This window comes from Paraburkholderia sp. NPDC080076, assembly GCF_050281145.1.
GTDB lineage: Bacteria > Pseudomonadota > Gammaproteobacteria > Burkholderiales > Burkholderiaceae > Paraburkholderia.
In genome coordinates this window covers 20,426-47,056 of the sequence record NZ_JBNNWQ010000012.1, presented here as the reverse complement: position 1 = coordinate 47,056, position 26,631 = coordinate 20,426, and the positions used below count along the sequence as shown (strand labels likewise).

The window sequence follows — 26,631 nt, the reverse complement described above, 5'->3', positions numbered from 1 at the left end:
ACAAGGACAACGCGCGGTTCGTTGCCGAGGCGGGTGCCGCGACCAAACAACTGCGCGAGCAGCAGGCGTTAGGCGTGCGACAGCAGACGGCGCTTCATCAGCCGTTGGCCGACGAGAGGAGGCGCTCGAAGGTCGAGCAAGACGACATCTCCCGCGTGCTGGAGCGCGCAGCCGCTTACAGATCGAGCAGCAACTCCGGCGTGCGCGAGCGCGAACAACACGGCAGAAACTGCTCGTTTCCTGCCCGCTCCGCTTCCGTGAGGTACACGTCGCGGTGATCGGGCTCGCCCTCGAGCACGCGTGTCAGGCAGGTACCGCAAACTCCCTGCTCGCACGACGTTTCGACGCGGACCCCATGCGCGGCAAGTGCCTCGATGACCGTCTGGGACGCGCTGACCGGAATGACACGACCACTTTTCGCGAGCCGCACATTGAACGCGTCGTGCGGCGAAGCGGCGTCGGACGCTTGCGCTGGCGCACTGAAATATTCGCGGTGAAGATGCGCGTCGTCCCATCTCGCCTGTTGCGCGGTAGTCAGCACATGGGTCATGAACCCGCCCGGGCCGCAGACATACAGATGCTTTCCCGGCGCGGGCGCACCCATCGCAAGCGCCGCATCGAGCGCCGGGCTTCCCCGCTCCGCGTCGACATGCAGAAATGAACGCTCGCGCAACGCCGGCGAATCCAGCCGGTCACGAAACGCGGCACGCGAGCGCTCCCGCACACAATAGTGAAGCTCGAACGATGAGTTCAGCGCGGCAAGATGTTCGGCCATCGCGAGCAGCGGCGTGATGCCAATACCACCGGCGAACAGGATCGACTCCGTAGCGGCCGCCTCGAGCGGAAAGTGATTGCGTGGACCTTCAATGCGCAGCACGTCGCCAACCCTTAGCGCATGCATCGCGATTGATCCGCCTCGCGACGCGGCATCGCGCTGAACCGCGACCATATAAGCGCCAGTGGCTTCTCGACGGCCGCATAGCGAGTACTGACGGACTACGCCCGGCAGACGGATGTCAATATGCGCGCCCGCTTCGTAACCGGGCAATGATTGTCCGTCGAGCGGCATGAATTCGAACGCGCGGATGTCGACAGCGACATCCTCAATACGGGAGACGACAACGTTCATGGCAAAAGAAACGTGTAGTAAGAGACGGTTTTATAAACGCTGTTGAGTTCGCTGAAGAATGTTCCGCAGATCAAGCAACAGTCCAGTTTGGGGAACGCATCGTGAATGTCCGCACGATGTTCAAAGCGAATACGCAGGCGGTGGAAGTTATGCAACCAGGCATGTGGATGCTCGACGTGGTTCGCTCCGCGCTTATCGGAATAAGCGAAAAAGATCGATCACGAGGCCAATTTCCCGCAGCAAGATGCAATCAAATCGATTAAGCATCCTTCACGACAACCTTTTTCGGGATTCGAACATAGAGCAGTCCGTCGGTTTCCCTCACATCAAAAACCTTGATCCGAAATCCAGGACAGTTCACGCCTTTTCCATCGGAGAGTCGGAAAGTAAAGGCATGGAGTGGACACTTGATCATAGATTCGTTCATAATGAGGTCCCCCTGCGTCCAAGAAGCGCCCTGGTGTGGGCAACCTCTATCCACCGCCCGGAAACCGGCCTTGGTCCGGTGAATCACGATCGTCTCATCACCGATCTTCACGCGCAGCGGAAACTTGAGGTCACCAATTGGTACCGGTGATGCTATAGCCCATTCAGCATCAGCACTATGTGCTTGCTCGCAGTTCACAGGATCTCAGCAGAAGCTTGGTTGGCAAGGATCTCGCGAATACGCGAGAAGAAGAAGTCGCGCTCTTGACACATGATGAATAGCCCAGCCTGTATCGGGAATTGGTGATCGGTGAAACTGGAATAGAGTGAATCCAAACAGGCCTTGAGCGTCAAAACGTGGCGTTTCCTAACCAAATGGAAGATTCGCTGTAGCTCCAATGCTTTGTCGTAATCGAATTCTTCCTCTGGTTTGATACTCCACTCCACGTGAGCAAGCGCATCGACCAGATCACTCAGAAATTGTTTCTGTGGAGCAGTTAGCCACTTCGCCCTTTGTGGAACCTTTTCGTCAGAGTACTGAACCAGCCAGTTACTCTCTTTCTTTGCTCGTTCCATGTCACAGTCGAAACGCTGCCCGTGTTTGAACGCCATCAGAGGTTTCAGATACGCGGAAGCTGTGCGTTTATGCAGAATGCAGTCGGTTACCACAAGGGGCTCTTTGACCAGGTCGAACACCGTGATATCCGCGGGCATACCTGGAGCGAGAGTACCTGCCTCATCCTGCAAGGAGATAGCCCGCGCGGCTCGGTCGGTCACTCTTGGGATCACGTCGTACAAGCCCATTCCCAAGATCATCATTGCCGTCATCACGTTCGCCAGAGACTTGACCGGGGTGACAACGTTGAACTGCTGCAGATCGGAGCTGATGGTGTCCGGCAGTAATCCCTGACTGAACGCCTGCTCAGCCACTTTCCAGGCAAAGTTGTAGCCACCGTAACCAACATCGAAAAGCACGCCCCGGTCCTGCGCTCGACGGACAAGATCGAGGACTTTGCCGTGGTCGTCGACTACCTTCCCCATGTTTCCGTGATAGACATGCGTAATCATGTCACCCGGCTCTGCAATCCGGAAAGCCTCCATAGCCAGAGTCTCTTCGACCTTGTGCTGCTGAAACTCCCCAATGTGCATGTAGAGGGGTACGCCAAGAACCTGCGCCAGCCCCTTCGAGATCTTGAGCGACCCTGGCCCATAGTTGCCCATCGCGTTGCATTTGAGATAGCGGAGCATGCCTCGCTTCTGCTTCATGAAATCCACCCATTCGGACAGGGGAATATTTCCCAAGCTACGTATCTCACCCTCAAGGAAGTTCAACGCGATCAACCCGAGTGGACGCACGAACGGACCAGCGTAAAGGCTCGTATGGAGACCATCCATTGTTGCGACGAACTCGTCGAGCACACCGATACCTGCGCCTCCCGCATCCACAAAGGTGGTAACCCCCTGGTAGACACCAATTGCGTCGGGATCCGAAAAACCAAGCGTGCCGTATGTATGAACGTGAATGTCAATCCAGCCAGGCGATAGATAATGGCCGGTCAAATCAAGCACTTCGCCATCAACGTGCGATGCATCACCAACGAATTCGATACGCTGATTCGCGACGACAACATCAACAACGGCGTCGATTCCTTGCTTGGGGTCTATGACGTGTGCCCCCCGCAGGATCGAGGTATCCGATTTCATATTGAAATCCTTGTATATCTGAGCTTCGGTAGGGCAATATTGGGCGGACTCGGTGTCGATTAAAAGCGCAATTTTTAGTCTCGGGTGTCCACTTTTTGTATACACCCATCCCGACTGGACGCCACATTGCATGAAAGGAGCCCCCCATGCACCTGCATAGCCGAGCCTTGAAATATCTTGACGAAGTCACGCGCACTGGTTCGATCCGCAAAGCGGCGATGTCCTTGCATGTCACCCCTTCCGCAATCGACCGGCGGATACTGTTGCTAGAGGAGCAACTCGGCACGGCGATCTACGAACGTCATGCATCTGGCTTACGCTTGACGGCCGCCGGCGAGATACTGGCTCAACATATCCGACGGACACTGCAGGATCTGGAGCGCACCAGATCCGAGATCGAGGATTTGCGAGGCCTGCGCCGAGGACGGGTCTCTATTGCGGTCATTGAGGGGGTGGCAATTGATCTACTTTCAACAGTGCTCACTGAATTCGGCAAGAGTTATCCCCACATCACCTTTTCCATCACCGTTGCTCCCTCGGCTGCCATACCAACCCTCGTTGCGTCAGGCGAGGCCCATATTGGCGTCTCGTTTAATTCGCCGATAACTCGGGGGGTGCGTCGCATCGCTTCGGCCGAACTTGAGATAGGCGTGGTTATGCGCCCTGATCATCCATTGGCCTCAAAGAAATCGATCAGGGTCGTGGATTGCGCGCACTATCCGATTTGTTTTGCTACAACCTCTATCTCGGTTACGTCCGTCGTCAACGACGCTCTGTCGCAACAGAACATCGACCTCGAACCGTTTATCATGTGTAACTCGGTGGAGACGTTGAAAGCGTTAGTGCGGGACGGGGCCGGCCTCATGTTCAAAAGCCGGCTTGGAATCGAACGAGAGATTCGGAATAACGAGCTTATCTTTCGGCCACTCGTGGAAAAGTTGACTGAACGTCTATTACTCATTGAACAAAGCGGACGTAAACTTCCACCGATTGCATCAAAACTTCAGGAATACTTCATAGCCGCATTAGCCACCATGGAAATGCCGCGTAACCGTGTGGCTCATCCTCGGAAGAGATTGGGAACGATAGAGTGAGCAACTCATAACTCAGCATCGGGAACTGTTTTATTAGAACTGATTCCTGATCGCGCGGCCGTCGGACACTGTGCCGCATATCTGTGTTGACCCAGATGAGCACAAGGAACCTCGGTACGACAGACCGCTGTTTGAATCCGCCGAGCCAAGCAGCCGTTCGAATGTCTGCTTGACGACGAAGACGAGGGGCGGCTATTGGCCCGACTACTGCCGTATTCGCGATCCGTATCGTCGGCGGGTGTTTGTATCGTAACCAGCGCATCTTTTGCCGATGGAGCGGTTCTCCCATGCAGCTCCGGGCTATCCGCTCTTTGTCATCGTCGCTACGGAGTCAACCTCGACTCTCAACAAGTCGCGGCTTCACGACGACTTGCCCTACGTAAACGCGAGCACGAAATCGAACCGGCCAGTCTTTTGCTCGCCGTCGTCGTGAATCGTCATCAGCAACCGGCCGTCGAAGAGGGAATCGCGAGCATTGCGTCGCTCGCCAGGAAAATATAGTTGGGTGGTGAGGATTGGGCCGTTGGGCGGCTGCACCGTCACATGGAAGTGTCGTGTGCGTCCCGGATACAGCCCCGGCACGATGGTCTCAAGGCGGTAGCGTCCCTCGCTGTCGGCGAATTGATGGCCACGCAGCCGGAACCCCTCGACGTCGTACTCGCCGGCGGCATTGGCGTGCCAGAAATCGAGCAAAGCCCCAGACACCGCCCTGCATCGTGTCGACCACACCCGTCCGGTCAGGACGATCTTCGTCCCATTGATGCCCGGTTCGAGCAGCGATCCCCGTTGCGGCGAACGCGGCAGGAAGAACGGACCGGCCGTTTGCTGCCGGGTCGGTTCTTGTGCGTCGGTGCAGGCGGGTGTAGCTGAAACTTCGTCGGCCCGGCCATAGTTCGCTTTTCCGAGGGCCAACAGCAGCAACGTGGACGGCACCGCACCCGACCTGCGAAGAAAATCGCGCCGTCCCTGGCTCACACTTCGTGTCCGCATCGTGGTCGCTCCTTGCTTCCCGCTCGATCGGCACGCTGCGCCGCGCACGCTGCCGAGCCGACGAGCGTCTGTGCTGACGCCGTTGCGGCTAACCGGAGCCGGCATCCTATGCCAACCATGGTAAGCCGAAACTTCAGGTCGGGTGAGCCGTAAGAGACATAACTGGCGAATGACCGATCGTCGGCGCGCTTTGCATGCCGTTCATGCCATCGCCGTCACGGCCGCTCCACAATGGTCGCTTCCGGGCAATTCGAATAGGCACTCTCGGCCCTGAGCGGAACTTAGTCTTGTACGTGCAGACGTCGATTGTGTTGCACTAAGCGGACTGTCGCGGTGCGCGCCACACGTTTCCCGATGCCTGTCGACAGGCTGCCAAATAGTTCGGCGGCATCAAGGAACGAAAACAGCTGCGACAACCGGGGCACGAACAGATCGAGTTTCTTAAGGTGCTTCGCGGCGGCGTGTCGACCGTGCGGCTGAAGTAGCGCCGGCACGTCTGACGCTCAAACATCGGCAGTCGACCGATGAGGCGCGTCCGGAATCCCGAGCCGGTAATGTGGCCGCTGCCACAGCGCGGGCGGGCGATCGGTTGCAAAAAGCCGCCGCGAGTCTTGTGAACTCATGGCGGGTTTTTGACAATCGTCAGCGCGATCTATGCGACGATGGTTGATAGTCGAGCTTCAATCAGTAGTCCCACTGCACCGGCACGAAACGGAAGCTTTCACCGTTCTTTGCAATGTGACCAATGGACGGGAACGCGACATGCGCTGCGGCCAGCAGAGCGCCAGTTTCGGCGGCTTCGTTGAGGAGCGCGATACGCACATCCGCAGCCACTTCAGGTTCGTGCTCGAAGCCATTTTGCCATCTGGGATTGTCGAAGTTGACTTCGAAAATCGCGTCCCCTACGAACGTCAGTTTCTCGCCGTTTGATGCGACCTCCACGATGCAGTGCCCCGGCGTGTGTCCACCCGTCACGCGCGCCGACACGCCCGCTGCGACTTCCACGGTCTGATCGAACCGCACGATGTTTTCGCGATAGAGTTCCGCGAACGTTGCGGCAGCCTTGCGAAGTGCGGGAGGAACGGTTTCCGGCATCACCGTCTTGCTGAAGTCCGGATTTTTCCAGAACTCCACTTCCGCGGCCGACACGTGAATGCGCACGTCCGGACGCAGCTTGGCCTTGACGCCATCAACGTTCAGCCCGCCGACGTGATCCATGTGCATATGCGTAATAACGATATCGGTGATCGCAGCCAGGTCGATGCCAGCCGATTCCAGGCGCATCACCGACCGACCGGCGCGCGTGAAGTATTCGAAACCGTCGCCCACGCCCGAGTCGACCAGGATCAGGCGTTCGCCGCTGCGCACGAGCGCGATATTCAGCGCCCAGTCGAACATGTCACGTTGCAGGAAACGACCATCGAACCATTCGTTGCGGTCCGCTTCGCTCACGTTAGTGGACATGGTGGAGGTCGGCAGCGGCAGAACGCCATCGCTGATCAGCACGACGTCGACGTCACCCACGCGCACGGCGTAGCGGGAAGGCACGAGTTCGCCTGAACCTTCTTTGCCAAGGCAGGCGGTGACCGGCTGCACGTTGCGGGTTGTTTCGCTCATGGTCAATAGTCCTCTTAATTAAGTGGGGTAAGCCTTACTGGGCGGCGCAGTTCACGAACACGAGCACGAGTTTTGCGCGCTTCGTATCGCTCGCGTTTCGACACGACCGTGAGACTGATTCTAGTCAGCGGGGGCGACTGCCAGTAGGGTCGCGAATGTGCTCAGCGTGTTGTTCGCACGGCAACAATCGACGAGTTTGAGAGGGCCCCGTGAATGTCAGTACGGAGCTCGAAACGAATACGGAGGGGCAAGTGGCAGCTTTGTGGCGTCGCTCGTATCCGGCATCGGGTGGAGAACGCCGCTTCGGGAACGGCCGTTGCTCTCACTTTCGTCAAGGCGTCAGTCAGGCGCCGGCACTGCCGCCGATAAAGGTGATGGAATGAGACTTCGCGTGGGTTACGAATTGGTGTACGAGTGTCCGCAACCGACGCCGATGCTTCTGATGCTTAACACGCACTATTCGCGTGCACAGGACATGCTCGTTCCGGATCACATAAACACCGTACCGTCGGTTCCGCTGCGGCAGTATCAGGACACGTTCGGCAACCTTTGCACGCGTCTGACTGCGCCGCCAGGCGTCCTGACGCTGTCGGCACGCGGCGTATTCGAGGTGCCGCCGAATCACGAGCTACCCGGCTCCAGCGACTATCAACATACGATAGAAGAACTCCCCGACGAATGCATGATGTTCCTGCTCGGCAGCCGCTACTGTGAAACCGATCTGCTCTCCGAGAGTGCGTGGCAACTCTTCGGCCAGACGCCGCTCGGACGTAGTCGCGTGCAGGCGATTTGCGACTTCGTGCACAACCATGTCCGCTTCGACTACAACTGCGCCCGCCCGACGAAAACGGCGTGGCAGACGTGGCAGGACGGTGCGGGCGTCTGCCGCGACTACGCGCACCTGGCAGTCGCGATGTGCCGCGCAATGAACATTCCGGCGCGCTACTGCACGGGTTATATCAGCGATGTGGGGCTTCCACCTCCCTACGCGCCGATGGATTTCTGCGCATGGTTCGAAGCGTATTTAGGCAACGGCTGGGAGACGTTCGATCCGCGTAACAACGCTCCGCGCACGGGACGGATTCTGATGGCGCGCGGCCGCGATGCTGCCGATGTCGCGATCAGCAATACATTTGGCCCGTCGCTGCTCAGCAAATTCACGGTCGTCTGCGAGCCGGACAATGGACCCTCGAGCGACCTGCGGCGAGCGAGCCTCCGGACATAGATCGCCATGCCATCGCGACGACACGGTCATGCAACTTTTTCGCCGTGATGCCCGGCTCGGTTGCAAGCCATTGCTGTGTTCTGGGCCGCGTATGATCAAACGGGTCTACGCGGCCGTCTACTACGCCCCGAATTGGGGCGCAAACCATCACGAGAAAATTCGGTTTGGCTGGAGTTGTCCTTTGATCCTGCTCGCTGTGTGCGACGGAGGGGGGCGCGCGTCTCCGCTGCAGGCCGCCCGAACGCGTCTTCCGGCGCCGACATTGCTGGAGCAGTTCACAACCTTGCAAATGACCGCCAGTTTCATACGCTAGAAGTACGCCTTACGGTGCTCGACCTCCTGGGCTTCCACGCGCCACGGTTCAAAAGGAGAATAGTGATGGCAAACGCGACAAAGTGGATCACGGTGCTAGGCCACAGCATCGCCGGCTCAAGTTGGAAAGCACCATGTCGCGTCTCTTGTCGGCGCTTCCTTCGCGCTTGGCTCGGCGTGCTCTGCGTCCTTCTGCTGGCAGGCAACCTCGCCCAGGCTGCTACTATCCATGGAGGCGATATCCTGGTTGTCGACGCTCGTGCGAGCAAGCTGTTTCTTGTGGATCCCAATACCGGCGCCCGCACTATCATCAGCGACTTTCTGGATCCGACACAAGGGCCTGTGGACAGATCGTTTCTCGCGGGTGTCGCCATAGGACGCGGGCAGATATTCGTCGCCGCTGCTACTACCGGCATTTACGCGGTCGATCCGCGCACCGGTAACCGGACCCTCGTAAGCGACTTCACCACCGGGCCATTTCGTGGAGACGTCTTTGGCTCGACAGTGGATGCGTCCGGACGTCTCATGACAAATTGGGCGCAACCGCAATTCGGTGGCGCTCCGAGGTCAATTGTTCGCATAGATACACTGACGGGCACCCGCGTTATGGTCAGCGATCTCGCGAACCCGGCTCAGGGCGATGTGTTCAATTGTTGCATCGCGTACTTTACCGACCTCGCGCTGGAGAAAACCGGGGCGGTGCTCGCAAGCGTCACGTGGTTCGTCCCCGTCGGCCCCAGCCGGGACGTAGGAGACATGTACCGGGTCGATCCGGTTACGGGTCAACGATCGCTGCTCAGCGATTTCAACAGCCCGGCCCAGGGTGCCACCGACCTGGTACCTTCAACCGGCATTGCCGTCGAGCCCTCCGGGCAGATCCTGGTCAATTCGCACGGGTCGTCAATTGCGCCCGTCCCCAGAAATCTGCTTCTGCGAATTGATCCCAATACCGGGAACCGTGCTGTCCTCAGCGATTTCGACAATGCTGCGCAAGGACCGCTTGGGTGGCGCCTTTCCGGCATTGCCCTGGAGCAGCCGAGGGCGGGAGGAATAATCGTTGGCGCGGGTAACCCGGCGAATAGGGCCGCCGAACCAACCCTGCTCTTCCGGGTTGACCCGCAGACCGGGCGACGGACTTTGCTTAGTGATTCAAGGGATCTGAAGCAAGGACCGCCGTTCGTGTGGATCTCTGAGATTGCGGTTGTGCCGGAAAACGCCAACGACGCGGGCTTTGTCGCCGCACCCCGAACAAATCCGTTCGCGAGTCCATTCGGACCGCTCGAATGAATTGCAGCGCAGACACTTCCGCAAGCCCTTTCCTGCCGCGCTGACCGCGCGGCTCCCGCCGGCCTTTGGGCAACCGCGGTAGGTGGTTGAAGCGTGCCACGCGACACGCCTCATCGTTGATGTCCTCAGCACGTAATCAGCTGCGGCATCGAGTTTGGCGATCCGGCAATCATCGCTCGAAGTCGTCGCGTAACAGTCGTGTCACCCATCAGCAGATAGGAAAAACGAAGTCAGGTGCAGGCGTGAATCGGATACCGGCGTCCGACAGATGGGCCAGGAAGAGACGGTGGCGAATCTTGTCGATGTGGCCGTAGCACCGCCCAGAGCAGACACGCAATAGAGGAGTCGCGATGAGTTGCCAACAAGCGCGGCCGGGAATCCCGATAGTCTTGATTGGTTGACCGCGACGTGCCGATTCGTACCGGATTCTGCTAATACAGCGGGCTCCGGCCACGAACTCTCGCGACCAGCAGATGCTCGCAACCCGAGTTGCTTGCCTCCAGACGAACTCGCGATTTGAATGCGGTCGGTGGGACCGCTGCACCTGTTCGAGCTTCGTGTTGCCGCTCTACGAGCGAGCGTCTGCGGGGCCAGTCGCGATGGCTGTTACCCCGATGATCAACGCTCCATAAACGATTGCGCGAAGTCCGGCGCCGGCCCCACTTGCATTGAGCAGAGCGTTGATCAGAAAGAGGAAGCATGCGGCGCTCCAGGTTCCCGTGACGCTCGGCCGGCCACCCGACACGAGCGTGCCGCCGATCACGACGACGGCGACCGATAGCAACATGTAGTCAGCGCCCATGTCCAGCGTCGCACCGCCGGAAAATGCGGCGAGCAGAAGCGCTGCGATGGCGGCAAGCACCGAGCAGCTCACGTACGTCAGGCAGTGCACCGCGCCCACCCTGACCCCGGCGAGGTTCGCGGCACGCCTGTTCTGGCCAAGAGCCGACAAGCTGCGTCCCTGTACCAGCTTGAACAGGACGACGGCAATGAGCGAGGTAATGATCAGCGCGATGAGCGCCAGCGCCGAGACCCCGCCCACGCGAGCGAGTGCAAAGTCTTCGAGCGCCGGCGGCGGCGCGGCACCGCCGCGCCCGAGGCTGATCGCAAACGACTGGAGCACGAAGCTCGACGACAAGGTGGCGATGATCGGTGGGATGCGCAACGAGCGGATCAACAGATAGTTGAACAAGCCGATCAGTGCGCCTGTGACGACCACCGCGAAAATGCCAATGACGATAGAGTGATCGCTCGTCGCCATCACGCGCATGCCGACGCCGCCGCTCAGTGCAATGGTGGCGGGTATCGACAGGTCGATATTGCCCGGGCCGCTTGTTATCACCAGCATCTGTCCCAATCCGACGAGGACCGAAAACACGACGAACGCCGATGCCGTAGAAAGCATGCTGCCCGCTGTGCCGAGGCCGAACATCACGCTTGCCGCAATGCCGACGAGAACAGCGCCGAGGAATGACCAGAACCAGGGGGCCTGGCGTATTGAAAAGGCCTTGCTCATTTGCGTTGCTCCTTCATTCGAACCAGAAGACGCAGCGACAGCACTGCGATCAGAATGGCGCCTTGCAGGCCGATCTGCCACTGCGGCGCGACCTGCAAAAAGGAAAGGAACGACGATGCCAGCGTCAGCGTGATGGCCCCGAGCACGGCGCCAATCGGAGACACCCGGCCGCCGACGAACTCGCCGCCGCCTAGAATCACACCCGCCACCGACAACAAGGTATAGCGCAGCGCGATATTGGCATCTGCGGAAGTCGTCAGCCCGAGCAATGTCAGGCCGGAACAGACGCCGAACACGCCGGCGCATCCGAAGAGAGTCGCCTTTGCTCGTATCACTGACCAGCCGAAACGGCGCATCGCAGGGGCATTTCCTCCGACGCCGCGCAAGGCCACGCCATGCGACGAACGCATCAGGAACAAATGCATGCAGATGGCGATCGCGACGGTCCACAGTAGAGGTGCCGGAATGACGGGCGACTGGAAGCCCATCAACGTGGCAAGCCAGTCCGGACTTTTCCCACCAGGCGCCGGCAGGAGCAGGACCGCGATGCCATTCCAGACGAACGACAATCCGAGCGTGACGACAACAGACGATATGCGACGGTACTCGATCAGCGCACCGACCAGCGCGTAGAGAACAACGCATCCGGCGAGCGCGAGCGCACCGAACCACGGCGAACTCTGTAGTAAGGTCGCACCGATACAGGCAACCAGGCTGACGAAAGAGCCAATCGACAGATCGAGTTCGTTCGCCGTAATCACGGCGAGTTGCGCGAGGGTGGCGAACACGATTGGAACGCCAAGGTTCAGCAGCATGACGCCACCGAAATAGCTGAGCGTGTTAGGTTGGATGATCGCCATCGGCACGAGAATCGCGACGAGCGATGCGAACGGCAGGATCGAGCGCAGATCGCGCGGCCCACGCAGCGGTCTCAGGACTGCTTTCATTCTGTCGCCTCCTCGAAGCTGGCCGCGAGCAGTGCCTCTTCGGTACATTCGGCCGCACTCAGTTCTCGCGTGATCCGGCCTGAACGGAAAACATAGGTTTTGTCGCAGTACGCGAGTTCATCGTTTTCAGTGGTGTACCAGACGAAAGTGCGGCCTTTGGCGGCTTCCTCGAGAAGTAGCCGGTAGATCTCCAGCTTCGTGCCAATGTCGACGCCGCGCATTGGATCGTCCATGAGGACCAGTTCCGCGTCCGATGCCAGCGCTCGCCCGAACAGCACCTTCTGCTGGTTGCCGCCGCTCAGCGCAAGGATATTGGCGCTGCCCGCGGCACCGCGAATGTCGAGCCTCTTCGCCCACGCATCGAACAACGCCTGAAGATGCTGCACATTGATCCATGACCCGCGTGCGCGGTCGAAGAGCGAGCGGATATCGAAGTTCTGGGCGATCGTCCAGTCCGGAAAGACGCCATCCGCGCGCCGGTCGCCGGCAACATAGGCGACGCGCTGATGCGAGCCTCGCCTGCGGGCTTTGGCATAGATCTCATTTAACGCGTCGGTCTGCCCTTGTCCTGCGAGCCCCGCGAGGCCGACGATGCTTCCGTGCGGGACTTCCATCGCGGTTCGCTCTTTCGGGCCAAGGGTCCATCTATACACCTCACCCGATTGCGTCGTTGCTCGCCGCTCGCGCCCGGAAGTCGCATCGCCTTCCACGAACTGTCCCATCGCACGGATGATCGCGTCTTTGGTTAGCCCGTGTGCGCTCAGAGTCGACACCACGCTGCCATCGCGCATGACCATGATCCGGTCCGCGCAGCGCAGCATCTCGCCGAGCATATGGGTGATCAGGATGCTTGTGATCCCGCTCGCAGCAGCCTTGCGTACGAAGGCGAGCAGTTGCTCGGAGGTGTACTTGTCGAGACTGGACGTCGGTTCGTCGAGTATCACGACCTTCACCGGGCTGTCGACGCTGGAAAACGCGCGGGCGATCTCGACCATCTGCTGCTGGGTCAGGGATAGATTGCCAACGACGTCAGTACCTGAAAGCGCATGCCCTGGAAAGATCGCATCAAGTTGCGCCTCGATGATGCGCCGCGCACGCTTGCGCCAGCCAATGCCCTTTAGCTGCGGATGCATAGCGCGCATGTTCTCTTCAATCGTGAGGTTGGGGCAGAGCGACAGTTCCTGAAACACACACCGCACGCCGAGACCGCGCGCGACGTCGGCACCGTATCCGCGCTCGTGCCGGATTTCGTCGTGTTCGATCCAACCGGCATTAGCGCGTCGGGCGCCGGAGAGGACCGACATGAGCGTGGACTTCCCTGCGCCATTGTGCCCCGCGATCGCGACACATTCTCCGCGCATGAACTGAAAGTTCGCGTCCTTCAGCGCTCGCACAAGACCGAACGACACGTCTATGTTGCACACGGAGATGAGCGGTTCGACCAGCCGCTCAACGTGTAGTGCTTCAATTTCGATACTGTCGCTACGATTCATGGCGGACACCGGACCGGGGAAAGGACTCGAATGGCACAGAGGGCGATGCGCAAAGCCTGCTTACGGTTTCGTCTTCGGCTGGGACTCGATGAGCTTGACCACCTGGTCGCGGGTGAATACGTTGCTCGCGACAGTTCCCGGTGCAGTCGAAGACAGTACCTTGTCGACCGACGCAGAGGTAACGGTGAGGGTCGGCAGCGACATGTCGTGCGGTAACGGATTACCCGCAAGCAACTGTTGCGCAACCCAGAAGGCGAAGGTCGACGAGCCGGGATCGGCCGCGATCGACATCGTCTGATAGCTGTCGACGCCCTGTGTTTTCCACCATGCAAGTTCTTCCTGGCGATTGCCGAGGATGATCGTAGGGATCTTGCGGCCCGCGGCCTGGAACGCACGCGCCGCGCCATAGCCGTCACCGCCCTGAGTCACGACCGCATCGATCTGCGGCAGCGATGGCAATACACCCGACACTTCTTTCTGCGCGACGGTCTGGGTCCACGCACCATAGACCGATCCAACGATTTTCATACCGGGGTATTTCTTGACTTCGTCAACGATGCCGCGATGAATCTCATCGTCGACCGAGACGCCGGCCAGCCCGCGAACTTCAAGGATGTTGCCTTTCCCGTTGAGCTTCTTCGCGAGAAAGTCCACCTGTACTGCCCCCATCTGATGAAAATCCGCGGCGATGCGGTATGCGCAGGGTTCGGTGACGATTCCATCGAACGATACGACGATCACGCCGGCGGCGCAGGCTTGTTTTACTGCGCCGTTCAGCGCGGTAGGCGAGGCTGCGTTGATCACGATCGCCTTGTATCCCTGCAACACCAGGTTCTGGATCTGCTGCGCCTGCTCCGTTGCCTGATTTTCCGCCGTGGTGAACGCCGGCGCATCGGCAATCGTGCCGACCTTTTTCGCGTCGGTGGCCACTTGCGCCCAGCTTTTCAACTGCTGCTGGCGGAATGTATTGCCTGCATAACTATTGGATAGCGCGATCTTGTCTTTCGACGTATCGCCCGTCGCAACTGCGGCCGAGGCGCCAGCGGCAATCAATGCCGAGCCAATCGCGGTGGCGAGGATGACTTTCTTGAGCAACATGCTTGTCTCCTAAGGAGTAATGGACCGCCGCTATGGGCCAATCGCGATCTCAGGGCGCTTGCTGGCGAATCAGGCAGTGATTGCATCTTAGTGTTGAACTCTACTACCATACAAGTAGGGTTTAACCGAAGATGGTCTTCTTCTCATGCACGCCATATGCTCGTCCCATGAATACACGAACGCTCGTTTTCGTCGGATGCCTGAATCGCGCCGTGCCGCATTTCGCTGCGGCGAACGGTCGGGGGATCGTCACGTACAGCTTCGACGAAGCGACCGGCAGGCTCGAGTTCCTCGCTGAAACCGCGGACATCGCCAATCCGACGTTTCTCGCCGCGGTTGCGCATCGCGGATTGCTTTATGCGACCAGCGAGATATTCGGCGAGCCCGAGGGGGCCGTCAGCGCGTACCGCATCGATCCGATGTCGGGGGCGCTGGCGCTCATCAACCGGCAACCCACGCGCGGCAGTCTCACGGCCTTTTGCAACGTCGACCGGCAGGCGGAAATGGTGTTCGTTGCCAATTACGGTCATGAGACGGCAGCGGAGACGCCGCGACAACAGATCGCGAGCTTTGCAATGCTGGATAACGGTGGTTTGAGCCTTCCGTCGAGCGCGTTCGCGCATACTGGCAGCGGGCCGAGGATGGACCGGCAGAGCGTGCCGCATGCCCATTGCGTCGTCTCCAGTCCCGATAACCGCTTTGCCATCGCGACGGATCTGGGCACTGACGAACTTGTCACGTATCGGACCAACGTCGATTGCCGTCGGCTTGAATCTTCGGGCGTGCCCGCGATGCGCATGAAGGCGGGCGCGGGTCCGCGCCATCTAGTCTTTCATCCAAACGGCGTGGCAGCCTACGTTGTCAACGAGCTGGATTCGACCGTTTGCCGTCTCGCTTATGAACCCGGCAACGGCACGCTTTCATTACTCGAAACGGTGGATGTGCTGCCCGAAAACCCCGGCGCGGGTCAGCCCGCGGATTTGCAGATCGCAGCGGACGGCCGTTTCCTTTATGCGTCGATTCGAGGCGCGGACGTCATCGGCATCTACGGGTTGGAGGAAGGGACGGGGAAGATTGTCTCGGCGTCGATATGCGGCGCCGGCGGCAAGACGCCGCGCAGCTTTGCATTGTCGCCCACGGGACGCTTCCTGCTTGTCGCGCTGCAAGACAGCGACCGGCTGGCGGTCTACCGCATCGATCCCACGACCGGCGAGCCCGCCGAGCAGGTCGATTTTGTCGCTGTGGGCACGCCAATGTGTGTGAAGGCCGCGCGCTTTGATATCGCTTAAAGCGCGCTAGTGTGATGATTGGCGCGACAAGTTCGATCAGTGTCGTTCGGTGTCGATGGCCTGGCGTGCGCCGCGCTGCAATAGCATCGCGGCGTTCGTCAGCGGACGGCGAAAATCCTCGCGGCATGCGAGTTCGGGCGGGAACACTTCCTTGATGGCCAGCATTGTATTGACGAGCTGCTCGGGATCGTCAGGTAGGCTGGCGGTGAGGCACGCGGCAAGCGGATCGCTGATCGCGTAGCGTCTGCCGTCGTCGGTGTGACCGCGCAAGAACACGAACCACGCGGCCACCGCGAGTGCGAGCCGCTCGATCGACTGGCCGGCGTTCAGACGCGCTTCGATCGTCGCCAGTAGGCGCGGCGGAATCTTCTGGCTGCCATCCATGGCGATCTGCGCCGTGCGGTGCTTGAGGGCCGGATTCGCGTAACGTGCCAGCAGCGCGTCGCGATAGGCGAGCAAATCGAAAGAGGCCGGTACGTCGAGCGTCGGCGCGATCTCGTGCGTCATCATCGCCCGGATCAGGGCTTTCAACTGAGGGTGCGCGATGGCTTCGTCGATCGTCTCGAAGCCCGCGAGCATCGAGAGGTAGGCGAGCGTCGAATGCGTGCCGTTCAGCATGCGCAGCTTGGCGAGTTCAAACGGCATCACGTCGTCGACGAGTTGCGCGCCGGCTTGCTCCCAGTCGGGGCGTCCGGTCGGAAAGTGATCTTCGATCACCCACTGGCGGAATGGCTCGCAAGGAACCGGCGCGGCGTCGTCCATGCCGAGGATATTGCGAGCGGCGTCGCGATCGGAATCGGTGGTGGCCGGCACGATGCGATCCACCATCGTGGACGGAAATGCGACTTGTGTTTCGATCCACGTGCCGAGTTCGGTGCTTAGCGCACGCGCGAACGAACAGACGACCCGTTTTAGCGCTGCGCCATTGTGCGAGAGGTTGTCGCAAGAGAGCACGGTGAAGGGCGGCGTCCCGGCGTCGCGCCGCAGTCTGAGCGCGGCGCACAGAATGCCAGGGACGGTCGACGGTTCGTCCGGACGCGCGAGGTCGTGGCGCACGCCTTCGTGGTTCAGATCCACATCGCCGGTTTGCGGGTCGCGGCAGTAGCCCTTTTCGGTGACCGTCAACGAAACGATGCGCACGTTTCGATCCGCGAGAAGCGCGAAGAGCCGCGTTCGGTCGTGCGGCATCGCAAGCACTTCCTTCAGCGCGCGAACCACCGTGACGCGTACGCCTTCGGGGCCGCGCTCGACCACGCTGTAAAGACCATCCTGCGCCATCAGCGCGTCGCGCTTGCTGACATCGCCTTGCAGCGTCACCCCGCAGATGCCCCAATCGCCCCCCGCCGAGCGCATCGCTTCTTCGGTATAGACCGCTTCATGCGCCCGATGAAAGTTGCCGATTCCGAGATGGACGATACCGATGGCCGGTTCGCGCCACGTTGGCGAAATCAGGTGTTCGGTCAAAGAAGGAAGGGCAGCGCGGCCCAGGGTGGGTTTGGCGGTCATCTCGAGATCCGGGGAGCGGGAATACCCGCGGTTGACGTTTAACTATACTTGTATGGTAGCATCGATTCCAACGAATGCCACTCAAGGAAATCCCCATGAAAATCGTCCGCGCCGATGTGATCGTCACATGCCCCGGCCGCAACTTCGTCACGTTGAAGGTGGTGACGGACGAGGGCGTATATGGCATTGGCGATGCCACGCTCAATGGCCGTGAGCTTGCCGTCGCATCGTATCTGAAAGATCACGTTTGCCCGTTGCTGGTCGGGCGCGATCCGGGCCGCATCGAAGACATCTGGCAATTTCTCTACAAGGGCGCGTACTGGCGGCGTGGTCCCGTGACGATGACGGCTATCGCCGCCGTCGACATGGCGCTTTGGGACATTCTCGGCAAGGTGGCGAACTTGCCGCTGTACCGGTTGCTCGGCGGCGCGTCACGTGAGGGTGTAATGGTCTATGGACACGCCACGGGCCGCGACATTCCCGAAGCGCTGGACCGCTACGGCGAACACATCGAAGAGGGCTACAAGGCGATCCGCATTCAGTGCGGTGTGCCAAACGTGCGCTCGGTGTACGGCGTGTCGAAGGGCAACGGCATGTACGAACCCGCGACCAAAGGCGGCGTGGAGGAGCAGAGTTGGTCCAGCGAAAAATACCTCGACTTCGTGCCAAAGCTCTTTGAAGCCGTGCGCGACAAGTTCGGCTTTGAGTCGCATTTGCTGCATGACGTGCACCACCGTCTCACGCCGATTGAAGCGGCACGGCTTGGAAAATCGGTCGAGCCGTACCGGCTCTTCTGGATGGAAGATCCGACGCCCGCCGAAAACCAGGCCGGCTTCCGGTTGATCCGCGAACACACGGTGACGCCGATCGCGGTGGGCGAGGTGTTCAACAGCATCTGGGACTGCAAGCAACTGATCGAAGAGCAGTTGATCGACTACATTCGCGCGACGCTCACACACGCGGGCGGGATCACGCACCTGAAGCGCATCGCCGACTTCGCTTCACTCTATCAGGTGCGCACGGGCTGTCATGGTCCGTCGGATCTGTCGCCGGTCTGCATGGGCGCGGCGTTGCATTTCGATCTGTGGGTGCCGAACTTCGGCGTGCAGGAATACATGGGCTTTCCGAAGGAAGCGCTCGAGGTGTTCCCGCATGCATGGACGTTCGATCGCGGCATGATGCATCCGGGCGAAGCGCCGGGTCATGGCGTCGATATCGATGAAACGCTTGCCGCGAAGTATCCCTACGATCCCGCGTATCTCCCCGTCGCCCGTCTTGAGGACGGCACGCTCTGGAACTGGTGATTTCATGCGGCTGCGTCGCGGCCGCACCGCATCAAGACACAAAGGAGCAGCACCATGTTGGCAGCCGTTCTTCACGAACCCCAAAAACTCCTCATCGATGAACTCGATGCCCCTCAACCGCAGCCGGGCCAGGTGCAGATTCGGGTGCGCGCGGGCGGCATTTGCGGATCTGACCTGTCGTATTACTTCAAGGGCAAGAGCGGCGACTTCGCTGTGCGTGAACCGTTCGTGCTAGGCCATGAGGTCGCGGGTGAAATCGCCGCATTGGGTGAGGGCGTGAGCGACTTGCGCGTCGGCCAGCGCGTAGCGGTCAATCCAGGCCTTAACTGCGGGACGTGCCGCTATTGCGTGAAGGGCATGCCGAATCATTGCCTGAACATGCGCTTCATGGGCAGTGCCTCAACGTTTCCGCATATGCAGGGCATGTTCCGCCAGTTCATCGCGGTGGACGCGCGCCAGTGTGTAGCTGTGCCTGAGGGGCTCGACTTCGCGATGGCATCGATGGCCGAGCCGCTTGCCGTCGCGCTGCATGCGCTGCGTCTGGCCGGCTCGCTCGTCGGTGCGAAGGTGCTGCTCGTCGGCTGCGGGCCGATTGGCTGCATTCTGCTGGCGGTGGCGCGCCGGGCGGGCGCGCACCATCTCGTCGCCGTCGATCTTGCCGACAAGGCGCTGCAGATGGCGGCGACGCTCGGCGCGGACGAAACCGTGCTCGCCAATGACCAGACTCGCATTGACAAGTGGTCGCAGCAACGCGGCACCTTCGACGTCGTACTCGAAGCTTCGGGTAGTCCTGCCGGGCTCGATACGGCATTGCGGGCAGCGCGCGCAGGCGGCACGGTGATCCAGGTCGGCAATCTGCCGGCGGGACACTCGCCGGTACCGGCGAATCTGGTGATGGCCAAGGAGCTTCGCTACCAGGGGTCGTTCCGCTTTACCGATGAATACGCGGTTGCCGCCGAAGAACTCGGCGCGCACAAGATCGACTTGCGCCCGCTCATGACGCACGCGTTTCCGCTGGAAGAAGCGAACCGCGCATTTGAAGTGGCGCACGACCGCAACCTGTCGATGAAAGTGCATCTGCACTTCGACTAACCTGAGAGTCCACTGCGCCCGGCAAAGAAGAGGCGGTACCGGAGACATGTCATGATCAAAAGCCAGCGATGGTTCGTCGTCGGCCTGCTATTTCTGGCAGGCGTCATCAATTATCTCGACCGCGCGGCACTTTCGATTGCCGCGCCGCTCATCCAGAAGGACCTGAACTTCTCTCATGCGCAGATGGGCATCGTGTTTAGCAGCTTTTTTGTCGGCTATGCGCTCTTCAACTTCGTCGGCGGCGTAGCTTCCGACAAATTTGGCGCGAAGAAAGTCTTTGGCGGTGCGATGGGTATCTGGTCGATCTTTTGCGGCGCGACCGCGCTCGCGAGCGGCCTTGTCTCGCTGATCGTCCTGCGCGTGCTGTTTGGAATGGGAGAGGGTCCATTCAGTTCGTCGAACAGCAAGATGGTGAACAACTGGTTTCCGCGCCGCGAGGTCGCGAGCGCGATCGGCGTGATCAGTTCGGGCACACCGCTCGGCGGCGCGCTAGCAGGGCCGGTTGTCGGCTATATGGCGATCCAGTTCGGCTGGCGCTGGGCGTTTGTCGCCATCATGGTGTTCGGGCTCGCCTGGCTTGTGCTCTGGTCGTTTACCACGACGGAACACCCGCAGCAGAACAGGCGTGTAAACGACGCTGAACTCGAGCTGATCGTCGCGGGTCAGCAGCAGGCATCGTCGCTCGAACACGCGCCCGCGGGCAAGAAGACAGGCCTGAGTTTCTATCTCAAGCAGCCGCTCATTCTCGCCACGGCGTTTGCGTTTTTCGCATACAACTATGTGCTGTTCTTCTTCCTGTCGTGGTTTCCGACCTACCTGACCGAAGCTCATCATATGTCGCTGCATGATATGAGCATTGCGACGGTCATACCGTGGGTGCTCGGCAGCATTGGACTCGCGGCGGGCGGTTTCATCACCGACTTTATCCTGCGCCTGACCGGCAAGCCGCTTATGTCCCGAAGAATCGTGCTTTCCGTGTGCCTCGGCGTCGCGGCGGTATGTGTGGCATTTGCCGGGCGCGTGCGGAGTATGGAGGGGGCGGTCGCGCTGATGTCCGTCTCGATCTTTTTCCTGTATGTCACTGGCTCTGTCTACTGGGCGGTGATCCAGGACACCGTGCGGCGCGAGAATGTCGGCGGCGTCGGCGGCTTCGTGCATCTCCTTGCCAATCTCGCGGGCGTGATCGGGCCGGCGGTGACGGGGTTTATCGTGCAGGCGACGCATGGCGCTTACGGAAGCGCGTTCGTTCTCGCCGGAGCGATTGCCGTGCTGGGAGCCTTGTGCGCGCTAATCTGGATTCGCGAGCCAAGAGCGCAAAAAGATCCGGCGGAACGTAAACTAGTATGGTAGTGTTGGAATATCAGTTTAACGGCGTCTTGAACAATGAAAAATGTGAGCTTGTCCGCCAGCCGGCAGCGAAACAGTGTGGCGGGTGCCGCGGCAGCCCGTCCGGCCGCCGGCCTGCCGCGGTTGCGTGGTGCATCAAGTGATTTGCCAGATATGTCGCTTCCCGGCGCAATCGCAGGCGTCTCCCTGGAATCCCATGAGCCGATCGGCAAGCAGATTTTCCGCTCGCTGCGTCAGGCTATTTTTACCGGCTTGCTTGCACCCGGCACACCACTTTCGGAGAAGGAGGTGTCGCAAATGTTTCAGGTATCCCGGCAACCAGTCCGTGAAGCGTTTATCAAGCTGGTGGAGGCAGGTGTGCTTCAGGTGCTGCCGCAGCGCGGCACGTTTGTTAAGCGGATATCGCCGCGCAAAGTGCGCGAGGGTCGATTTATTCGTGAAGCGATCGAAGCGGCGGTCGTGCGCAAATCGGCGGTCGCGATCACCGATGCACAGCTAGCGGACCTCGCCGCAAATCTGCGTGAGCAAAAAGCTGCCTCGAAGGCCAACGATACTGCCGCATTCCTCGCGTGCGATGAACAGTTCCATTTCCTGATCGCGCAGTCAATCGATTGTGTGGCGGCGTGGGACACCATTCAGGACATCAAGGCACAAATGGACCGTGTGCGTTACCTAAGCCTGCACGAGGTCTCGCCGCTCGACTTGCTGATCAAGCAGCATGCGCACATCGTGAATGCGTTAAAGGCGCACGACCCCGACGCTGCTGAAGAGGCGATGCGGACCCATCTGCGTGAGATCCTGGTGTCCCTCGGGCCAGTCGCTGAGCTAAATCCTGACTGGTTCGAACCGGAGGAGACGCAACTCGTCGCGTTGGTGCCCTGAAGTGTCGAATGAACGAAGTGCTCGGGTCTCCCAGAACCACTGGCCGGAGTACCCTTCGGTCGAAATCAGTCGCTTGTCTACAATCGAGTCGAAGAGAGACTTTCGGGGAGCGACGCCGGCTCGGGTCATGCGCTTCTACGTTTGGATAGGCAGGCTTCAGTCCTCAAGCCTTGCAGCCAGCGCAACTGGCCAATCAAAACTGTGCCGCATCGGATGGACTCGTTGAGCGCGGAACCCTTGGATGATTTCCACAGCACGCACCGAGGGATCACGACCGCGATGCGACGTGCAGGTAGTACGCGCCGCTAAGCCTGCAGGGGTTGGCATTCACCTTGACTTCTCAACCGGGTTAAGGCTGCTGGCACTCCGTTTGGAACCAGTAGTCGACCAGGCGCTGTGCCGCTTGTAGGTCATCCGGGTAGTATGGATCGTCATACCACGGTGACGGGTTGTAGCCCGCTTTCCTCAGGGCAGCCAGTTCGCTATGGTGTTGCGCCATCGTAGGGGGCGCGTTGGTCCTGAGCGCGGCTAGGTCGCGGCACTCTGTTGGACTGAGGTGCGGCCCGGCATACGGCCTGCCGCTGACGGCACAACCGGCGAGCAAAAGCACCAGAGCTGAAAGTATTGACCGTATTCCAGGCGCCCTTCTCATAGTATGTGTCCTTCCCTACGACGGTGGCAGCCCCGCCCAGTGGCGTGCCGCCGCGCCCGGCGTCTCGTGGTCGAGTCGTTTCGTCCTTCGAGTGACGATGCCGTCTTGCTGCCGGCTAATACCTACATGTCGCCGCTGCCAAGCTCGCTGCGCTGTGCGAGTGCGTCGCGCCGTGAACCAACTCGTAGCGCACACCCTTGCCGCTGCGCGTTGGGGGAAAATGCTCGCCTTCGACACACGTCACTTCGAAGCCGGAGCCACCGTCACCTTCATTCACCCTTATAGATCCCAGACGTCTGAACCTTCTCGCCGGGTTTGTGCTGTTCGGCCGTGTCAGGCTCCTTTTGACCTGCCTTGCGACACGCAAGCATTGTTCCCGCCCCGCTATTAGCAGCCAGGTCAGGAAAGCGCGCCGCGAATGCTCACGCGAGGCGCGCATACATACGGAACACTGCAGCGACCGTTCGTAGAATGGTTTCTTTTGGGCCGTCCGTCTATCTTGATCCCATGGTAGCGCGCGGCTCGATTCCGGGCCAAGCAACCACCGTGTCTCCTCGCTCGTGCGTCACCTGTCGCGAGCTTCGCCCGCCCAGCCTCGGCTGTCGCGGGCTCTTTGTTTTCCAGCCCCAACGGCAGGTGCGGAAGTAGCCGCAGCCGGCAGAGCGATGCCGATGCTGCAAAGGGGTACAGGGGGCGTGCCGTGCAACCTGTCGCACATGGGGGACTTGCAGGGAACCAACGCATCGATTCAGAACTGAAAAAACTCTCTCGTAACAGGGAAGCTTGCTTGAGGTTAATTAAATTGAACATTCTGCAAATCAATTCCAGCGCCCGTGGCACTGGATCGGAATCGACCCGCCACGCTGACATTGTCGTATCCCGGCTGAAAATGACGACGCACAGCGCGACAGTCATCCGCCGCGACCTTGCCAGCGCACCGCTCCAACATATCGATGAGTTTGCCCTTACCGCGTTGTTCACCGCGCCGGAGGAACGTAATGCCGAACAAGCTGCTCGCGTAGCCATCGACGATGCATTGATTGGAGAAGTACAAAGCGCTGACGTGTTAGTGATCGGCGCACCAATGTATACCTTCGGCGTGACCGTTCAACTCAAAAGCTGGCTCGACGCGATTGCCCGCGCACGGGTCACATTCCGCTATACGGAAAGTGGTCCGGAAGGTCTGCACAACTTCACGATCCGTCGCCGCGATGTGGCCGCGCAAAACGCGACGAGTTTTTGCGGCGGCAGATCAAGCGCTTCTGGCAGGACAGCATGCGGGTCTACGGCGCGGACAAAGTCTGGAAGCAGATGAAGCGGAAAGGTGTCGCAGTGGCACGTTGCACAGTTGAGCGGCTGATGAAGCTACGGGGTTTGCGCGGCGTGATTCGCGGTAAGCGAGTGCGTACTACCATCCCCGAAGTTTCGGCACCACGCCCGCCGGATCGTGTCAACCGTCAGTTCAGGGCTGACCGGTCAAACCAGCTGTGGGTTTTGGATTTCACGTACGGTACGCCCAGCCAGCGTAGCCCGCCCGTATGGGGGTGAAGCTGCTTGAGCATGTCTGGAATGCAGTACCCGGAGAAATTGACGTTGCGTACCGGGGCATGCCCTCTCTCTGCTGCGAGAGGAAGTGAGCCGAAGCGGCGGTGACTTGCCGACACTGGCAAGGTGACGTAGTCCGTGGGAAACGGGGCTTGTGCTGAAGCGGGTACGCCAAGATGAGCCTCCAAGCTGAGCAAGGGACGGTTGAGGAACACAAACCTGTTAAACCGCATCTGAGGATTGAAGTGTCACCCCTGAAGGTACTGCTGCATCACGGGTGAATGGGTCGCAGTGGATATGACTGGAGCGATCAGGGGCGTTGGCATAGGTCGGATCAAAGTTGCTTTGGTGCAGAGTCTGCGCCGGATTTCTCTCGCCACCGCCCAACCGTCCATACTTGGCATCTGGATGCCGAGAATCACGACGTCGGTGCGAGACGCAGTACGCGGCGAGCGCGTCGACGCCGTCCGCTGCCGGCTGGATGGCGTATCCGTACACCTCGAAGAACAGCGCGTAGGCTTCGACCAGATTCGGATCGTCGTCTCGATGAGTAAGCGCTCCGCTTTCCCAGTGGACATTGGTTCCTATAGGTTGCGCCCTATGTCGCGCAATTAGGGACCCGATAGACTCGAAGCAGATACTTTCAGCACATATAAATTCAGCAAATACTCCATACAAACTTCGCGGTTTAGTGGGTGACTGACAGGCTTCAGTACCGGTCTTTTCAGAACGGGGCGAAGAAATTCCCGGGAAAACCCTATTAGGATCCCTACGTGTCGCCATGAAAAAAATAAACGGCAAGCAGTGCGAGTCAAATATGAGGCGCATAGGTGTCAGTATTTTGATACACAATTTTGTTTCGCTTCATTAATCCAAGGATATCGAGTTACCCTCCCGTTCGTAACAACAAAGCGAATCATTCTGCGCGGAGAAACGGATGAAACGAATTGCATTGTCGACCCTCTCGCTGGCATTGCTTGGCGCTGCAGGCGCAGCTCATGCACAAAGCAGCGTGACTCTCTATGGCTTGATCGACGAATCGGTCCAGTACATTCACAACGCCAACACGGCCAACGACAACCTGTGGCAGCTGGCAGCCGGCAACCTGCAGGGTAGCCGCTGGGGCATGAAGGGTACGGAAGACCTGGGCGGTGGCCTGAAGGCGATCTTCCAGCTGGAAAGCGGCTTCGATCCGAATAACGGCAAAAGCCTCCAAAGCAGTCGCCTGTTCGGTCGTCAGGCGTATGTCGGTCTGGCGCACGACGCCTACGGTACGTTCACGATGGGTCGCCAATACGACCCGCTCGTCGATATGGTCCAGCCGCTGACGGCTGACAACTACTTCGGCAGCACGTTCGCGACGCCGGGCGACGTTGACAACAACGACAACAGCTCGCGTACGAACAACGCCATCAAGTACGTCTCGCCGGTGTGGAGCGGCTTCCAGTTCGAAGGCATGTACGCTCTCGGCGGCGTCGCTGGCGCAACGGGTTCAGGCCAATCGTGGGCAGGCGCAGCAACGTGGAGCGGCGGTCCGTTCAGCGTTGCTGCTGGTTACTTCCGCATGGAAAACGGCAACACGCTGGCAAGCCGCGGTTTCACTCCGGCAACGCCGGCTGGCGTCTGGGGTTCGGGCGCGACGTCGGACGGTACGTTTGACGGCTCGAACATCAACGGCGCGTACCAGTCTGCCAAACAGATCGACATCACGTCGGCAGCTGGCCAATTTGTCACGGGTCCGTTCACGTTCAACGTGCGTTACAGCTTCGCGCAGTACAAGCCGGACGCATTCTCGGGCTTCGCCTCGCAGCAGAAGTACCAGGTTGCTGGCGCTTATGCAGGCTGGCAGGTCACGCCGGCAATGCTGCTCGGTCTGGGCTACACCTACACGCACGGCTCTGGCGATGCGTCGGCAAGCTACAACCAGGTTTCGCTGGGCGGCGACTACAGTCTGTCGAAGCGTACCGACCTGTATCTGATCGGTGCTTACCAGAAAGCAACCGGCCATCAGCGTGATCAAAGCACGGGCGCCATCGTCGACGCAGGCGCATCGGTTGGCTCGTATGGCTTCGGAGCAGGTTCGTCCAGTCAGGAAATCGTCAGCCTGGGTATCCGTCACAAGTTCTAATAGAACGCATGATATACGGCTCGAGACGTCGGGCCGCACTCTTAAGCC

At 59.9% G+C, this 26,631-nt stretch carries 20 protein-coding genes and 4 pseudogenes; 11 read left to right on the top strand and 13 right to left on the bottom strand.

What is annotated here, in order from left to right; all coding sequences use genetic code 11:
• Positions 1–175: 175 nt before the first annotated feature.
• The 4 genes and pseudogenes from ACQKRQ_RS34765 to ACQKRQ_RS34750 all read right to left on the bottom strand — a co-directional run bounded on the left by ACQKRQ_RS34765 (position 176) and on the right by ACQKRQ_RS34750 (position 3,259).
• The gene (locus ACQKRQ_RS34765) at positions 176–1,129 is read right to left on the bottom strand and encodes a PDR/VanB family oxidoreductase (RefSeq protein WP_132380093.1); all 954 of its coding nucleotides are present in this window, start codon (positions 1,127–1,129) and stop codon (positions 176–178) included.
• Positions 1,126–1,305: pseudogene (locus ACQKRQ_RS34760) on the bottom strand (hypothetical protein); the annotation flags it as partial. The gene ACQKRQ_RS34765 and the pseudogene ACQKRQ_RS34760, both read right to left, overlap by 4 nt.
• Positions 1,306–1,388: 83 nt before the next feature.
• On the bottom strand, positions 1,389–1,754 hold the full coding sequence (locus ACQKRQ_RS34755) for a Rieske (2Fe-2S) protein (RefSeq protein ID WP_132380096.1): 366 nt from the start codon (positions 1,752–1,754) through the stop codon (positions 1,389–1,391).
• A complete protein-coding gene (locus tag ACQKRQ_RS34750) occupies positions 1,751–3,259 on the bottom strand; it encodes a hypothetical protein (protein ID WP_427482039.1) in 1,509 nt (502 codons plus the stop codon). The genes ACQKRQ_RS34755 and ACQKRQ_RS34750 overlap by 4 nt, the downstream gene beginning before the upstream one ends.
• Before the next feature lie 146 nt (positions 3,260–3,405).
• Between ACQKRQ_RS34750 and ACQKRQ_RS34745 the strand changes: the two genes are divergently transcribed.
• Entirely contained in the window at positions 3,406–4,353 is a 948-nt protein-coding gene (locus ACQKRQ_RS34745) for a LysR family transcriptional regulator (RefSeq protein WP_427482037.1), read from the top strand.
• Positions 4,354–4,728: 375 nt separating this feature from the next.
• Here ACQKRQ_RS34745 and ACQKRQ_RS34740 read toward each other — a convergent pair whose 3' ends face one another.
• The 3 genes and pseudogenes from ACQKRQ_RS34740 to ACQKRQ_RS34730 form a co-directional block, all read right to left on the bottom strand.
• Positions 4,729–5,328 carry an intradiol ring-cleavage dioxygenase gene (locus ACQKRQ_RS34740; RefSeq protein WP_427482035.1) on the bottom strand — a complete coding sequence of 200 codons (600 nt, stop codon included), beginning with the start codon at positions 5,326–5,328 and terminating at the stop codon, positions 4,729–4,731.
• A gap of 356 nt (positions 5,329–5,684) precedes the next feature.
• A pseudogene (locus ACQKRQ_RS34735) lies at positions 5,685–5,902 on the bottom strand (DUF746 domain-containing protein); the annotation flags it as partial.
• A gap of 125 nt (positions 5,903–6,027) precedes the next feature.
• Complete coding sequence (locus ACQKRQ_RS34730) at positions 6,028–6,960, bottom strand: MBL fold metallo-hydrolase (protein ID WP_427482033.1); 933 nt, start codon at positions 6,958–6,960, stop codon at positions 6,028–6,030.
• A gap of 379 nt (positions 6,961–7,339) precedes the next feature.
• Here ACQKRQ_RS34730 and ACQKRQ_RS34725 point away from each other — a divergent pair, with 379 nt between their 5' ends.
• Both ACQKRQ_RS34725 and ACQKRQ_RS34720 read left to right on the top strand, forming a co-directional pair.
• Entirely contained in the window at positions 7,340–8,185 is an 846-nt protein-coding gene (locus ACQKRQ_RS34725; protein ID WP_427482031.1) for a transglutaminase-like domain-containing protein, read from the top strand.
• A 378-nt stretch (positions 8,186–8,563) separates the two neighbouring features.
• A complete protein-coding gene (locus ACQKRQ_RS34720) occupies positions 8,564–9,784 on the top strand; it encodes a hypothetical protein (protein ID WP_427482029.1) in 1,221 nt (406 codons plus the stop codon).
• Positions 9,785–10,352: 568 nt separating this feature from the next.
• On the opposite strand, the gene ACQKRQ_RS34715 is transcribed toward ACQKRQ_RS34720, so the two are convergent.
• The 4 genes from ACQKRQ_RS34715 to ACQKRQ_RS34700 are packed head-to-tail and all read right to left on the bottom strand — an operon-like array spanning position 10,353 to position 14,838.
• Positions 10,353–11,300, bottom strand: a complete 948-nt coding sequence (locus ACQKRQ_RS34715; protein WP_427482028.1) for an ABC transporter permease — start codon at positions 11,298–11,300, stop codon at positions 10,353–10,355.
• Complete coding sequence (locus ACQKRQ_RS34710; RefSeq protein ID WP_427482026.1) at positions 11,297–12,247, bottom strand: ABC transporter permease; 951 nt, start codon at positions 12,245–12,247, stop codon at positions 11,297–11,299. Before ACQKRQ_RS34710 ends, ACQKRQ_RS34715 begins: the two co-directional genes overlap by 4 nt.
• Entirely contained in the window at positions 12,244–13,740 is a 1,497-nt protein-coding gene (locus tag ACQKRQ_RS34705; RefSeq protein WP_427482024.1) for an ATP-binding cassette domain-containing protein, read from the bottom strand. Before ACQKRQ_RS34705 ends, ACQKRQ_RS34710 begins: the two co-directional genes overlap by 4 nt.
• Positions 13,741–13,800: 60 nt before the next feature.
• The gene (locus ACQKRQ_RS34700; protein WP_427482022.1) at positions 13,801–14,838 is read right to left on the bottom strand and encodes an ABC transporter substrate-binding protein; all 1,038 of its coding nucleotides are present in this window, start codon (positions 14,836–14,838) and stop codon (positions 13,801–13,803) included.
• 167 nt (positions 14,839–15,005) lie between these two features.
• Between ACQKRQ_RS34700 and ACQKRQ_RS34695 the strand changes: the two genes are divergently transcribed.
• Complete coding sequence (locus tag ACQKRQ_RS34695) at positions 15,006–16,127, top strand: lactonase family protein (protein WP_427482021.1); 1,122 nt, start codon at positions 15,006–15,008, stop codon at positions 16,125–16,127.
• Between the two features lie 36 nt (positions 16,128–16,163).
• On the opposite strand, the gene ACQKRQ_RS34690 is transcribed toward ACQKRQ_RS34695, so the two are convergent.
• Positions 16,164–17,633 carry a mannitol dehydrogenase family protein gene (locus ACQKRQ_RS34690; RefSeq protein ID WP_427482019.1) on the bottom strand — a complete coding sequence of 490 codons (1,470 nt, stop codon included), beginning with the start codon at positions 17,631–17,633 and terminating at the stop codon, positions 16,164–16,166.
• A 95-nt stretch (positions 17,634–17,728) separates the two neighbouring features.
• On the opposite strand from ACQKRQ_RS34690, the gene manD reads away from it, so the two are divergent.
• Genes manD through ACQKRQ_RS34670 form a run of 4 tightly spaced genes read left to right on the top strand, consistent with a single transcriptional unit; the run spans position 17,729 to position 22,258 of the window.
• The gene (manD, locus tag ACQKRQ_RS34685; RefSeq protein ID WP_427482018.1) at positions 17,729–18,937 is read left to right on the top strand and encodes a D-mannonate dehydratase ManD; all 1,209 of its coding nucleotides are present in this window, start codon (positions 17,729–17,731) and stop codon (positions 18,935–18,937) included.
• A 54-nt stretch (positions 18,938–18,991) separates the two neighbouring features.
• Positions 18,992–20,029, top strand: coding sequence for an L-idonate 5-dehydrogenase (locus tag ACQKRQ_RS34680; RefSeq protein WP_427482016.1), 1,038 nt, complete (start codon positions 18,992–18,994; stop codon positions 20,027–20,029).
• A gap of 51 nt (positions 20,030–20,080) precedes the next feature.
• Positions 20,081–21,379 (top strand): MFS transporter, encoded by a 1,299-nt coding sequence (locus ACQKRQ_RS34675; RefSeq protein WP_427482015.1) that lies wholly within the window; start codon positions 20,081–20,083, stop codon positions 21,377–21,379.
• A gap of 33 nt (positions 21,380–21,412) precedes the next feature.
• Positions 21,413–22,258, top strand: a complete 846-nt coding sequence (locus ACQKRQ_RS34670) for a GntR family transcriptional regulator (RefSeq protein ID WP_427482013.1) — start codon at positions 21,413–21,415, stop codon at positions 22,256–22,258.
• A 349-nt stretch (positions 22,259–22,607) separates the two neighbouring features.
• Here the strand turns inward: ACQKRQ_RS34670 and ACQKRQ_RS34665 are convergent, their stop codons facing one another.
• Positions 22,608–22,910, bottom strand: a complete 303-nt coding sequence (locus ACQKRQ_RS34665; RefSeq protein ID WP_427482011.1) for a DUF4148 domain-containing protein — start codon at positions 22,908–22,910, stop codon at positions 22,608–22,610.
• Between the two features lie 802 nt (positions 22,911–23,712).
• On the opposite strand from ACQKRQ_RS34665, the pseudogene ACQKRQ_RS34660 reads away from it, so the two are divergent.
• The 3 genes and pseudogenes from ACQKRQ_RS34660 to ACQKRQ_RS34650 all read left to right on the top strand — a co-directional run.
• Positions 23,713–24,096, top strand: a pseudogene (locus tag ACQKRQ_RS34660) (FMN-dependent NADH-azoreductase); the annotation flags it as partial.
• Positions 24,093–24,419, top strand: a pseudogene (locus ACQKRQ_RS34655) (IS3 family transposase); the annotation flags it as partial. The pseudogenes ACQKRQ_RS34660 and ACQKRQ_RS34655, both read left to right, overlap by 4 nt.
• A 973-nt stretch (positions 24,420–25,392) precedes the next feature.
• Positions 25,393–26,583, top strand: a complete 1,191-nt coding sequence (locus ACQKRQ_RS34650) for a porin (protein WP_427482009.1) — start codon at positions 25,393–25,395, stop codon at positions 26,581–26,583.
• The last annotated feature ends 48 nt before the right edge of the window (positions 26,584–26,631 follow it).

Excerpts from the sequence above, each read along its gene's own strand:
- ACQKRQ_RS34710 (WP_427482026.1), bottom strand. The coding sequence starts at position 12,247 with ATGAAAGCAGTCCTGAGACCGCTGCGTGGGCCGCGCGATCTGCGCTCG.
- ACQKRQ_RS34695 (WP_427482021.1), top strand. The coding sequence starts at position 15,006 with ATGAATACACGAACGCTCGTTTTCGTCGGATGCCTGAATCGCGCCGTG.
- ACQKRQ_RS34675 (WP_427482015.1), top strand. The coding sequence starts at position 20,081 with ATGATCAAAAGCCAGCGATGGTTCGTCGTCGGCCTGCTATTTCTGGCA.
- ACQKRQ_RS34715 (WP_427482028.1), bottom strand. The coding sequence starts at position 11,300 with ATGAGCAAGGCCTTTTCAATACGCCAGGCCCCCTGGTTCTGGTCATTC.
- ACQKRQ_RS34670 (WP_427482013.1), top strand. The coding sequence starts at position 21,413 with ATGAAAAATGTGAGCTTGTCCGCCAGCCGGCAGCGAAACAGTGTGGCG.
- ACQKRQ_RS34750 (WP_427482039.1), bottom strand. The coding sequence starts at position 3,259 with ATGAAATCGGATACCTCGATCCTGCGGGGGGCACACGTCATAGACCCC.
- ACQKRQ_RS34690 (WP_427482019.1), bottom strand. The coding sequence starts at position 17,633 with ATGACCGCCAAACCCACCCTGGGCCGCGCTGCCCTTCCTTCTTTGACC.
- ACQKRQ_RS34650 (WP_427482009.1), top strand. The coding sequence starts at position 25,393 with ATGAAACGAATTGCATTGTCGACCCTCTCGCTGGCATTGCTTGGCGCT.
- ACQKRQ_RS34720 (WP_427482029.1), top strand. The coding sequence starts at position 8,564 with ATGGCAAACGCGACAAAGTGGATCACGGTGCTAGGCCACAGCATCGCC.
- ACQKRQ_RS34745 (WP_427482037.1), top strand. The coding sequence starts at position 3,406 with ATGCACCTGCATAGCCGAGCCTTGAAATATCTTGACGAAGTCACGCGC.
- ACQKRQ_RS34700 (WP_427482022.1), bottom strand. The coding sequence starts at position 14,838 with ATGTTGCTCAAGAAAGTCATCCTCGCCACCGCGATTGGCTCGGCATTG.
- ACQKRQ_RS34665 (WP_427482011.1), bottom strand. The coding sequence starts at position 22,910 with ATGAGAAGGGCGCCTGGAATACGGTCAATACTTTCAGCTCTGGTGCTT.
- ACQKRQ_RS34705 (WP_427482024.1), bottom strand. The coding sequence starts at position 13,740 with ATGAATCGTAGCGACAGTATCGAAATTGAAGCACTACACGTTGAGCGG.
- ACQKRQ_RS34680 (WP_427482016.1), top strand. The coding sequence starts at position 18,992 with ATGTTGGCAGCCGTTCTTCACGAACCCCAAAAACTCCTCATCGATGAA.
- manD (WP_427482018.1), top strand. The coding sequence starts at position 17,729 with ATGAAAATCGTCCGCGCCGATGTGATCGTCACATGCCCCGGCCGCAAC.
- ACQKRQ_RS34730 (WP_427482033.1), bottom strand. The coding sequence starts at position 6,960 with ATGAGCGAAACAACCCGCAACGTGCAGCCGGTCACCGCCTGCCTTGGC.
- ACQKRQ_RS34725 (WP_427482031.1), top strand. The coding sequence starts at position 7,340 with ATGAGACTTCGCGTGGGTTACGAATTGGTGTACGAGTGTCCGCAACCG.
- ACQKRQ_RS34765 (WP_132380093.1), bottom strand. The coding sequence starts at position 1,129 with ATGAACGTTGTCGTCTCCCGTATTGAGGATGTCGCTGTCGACATCCGC.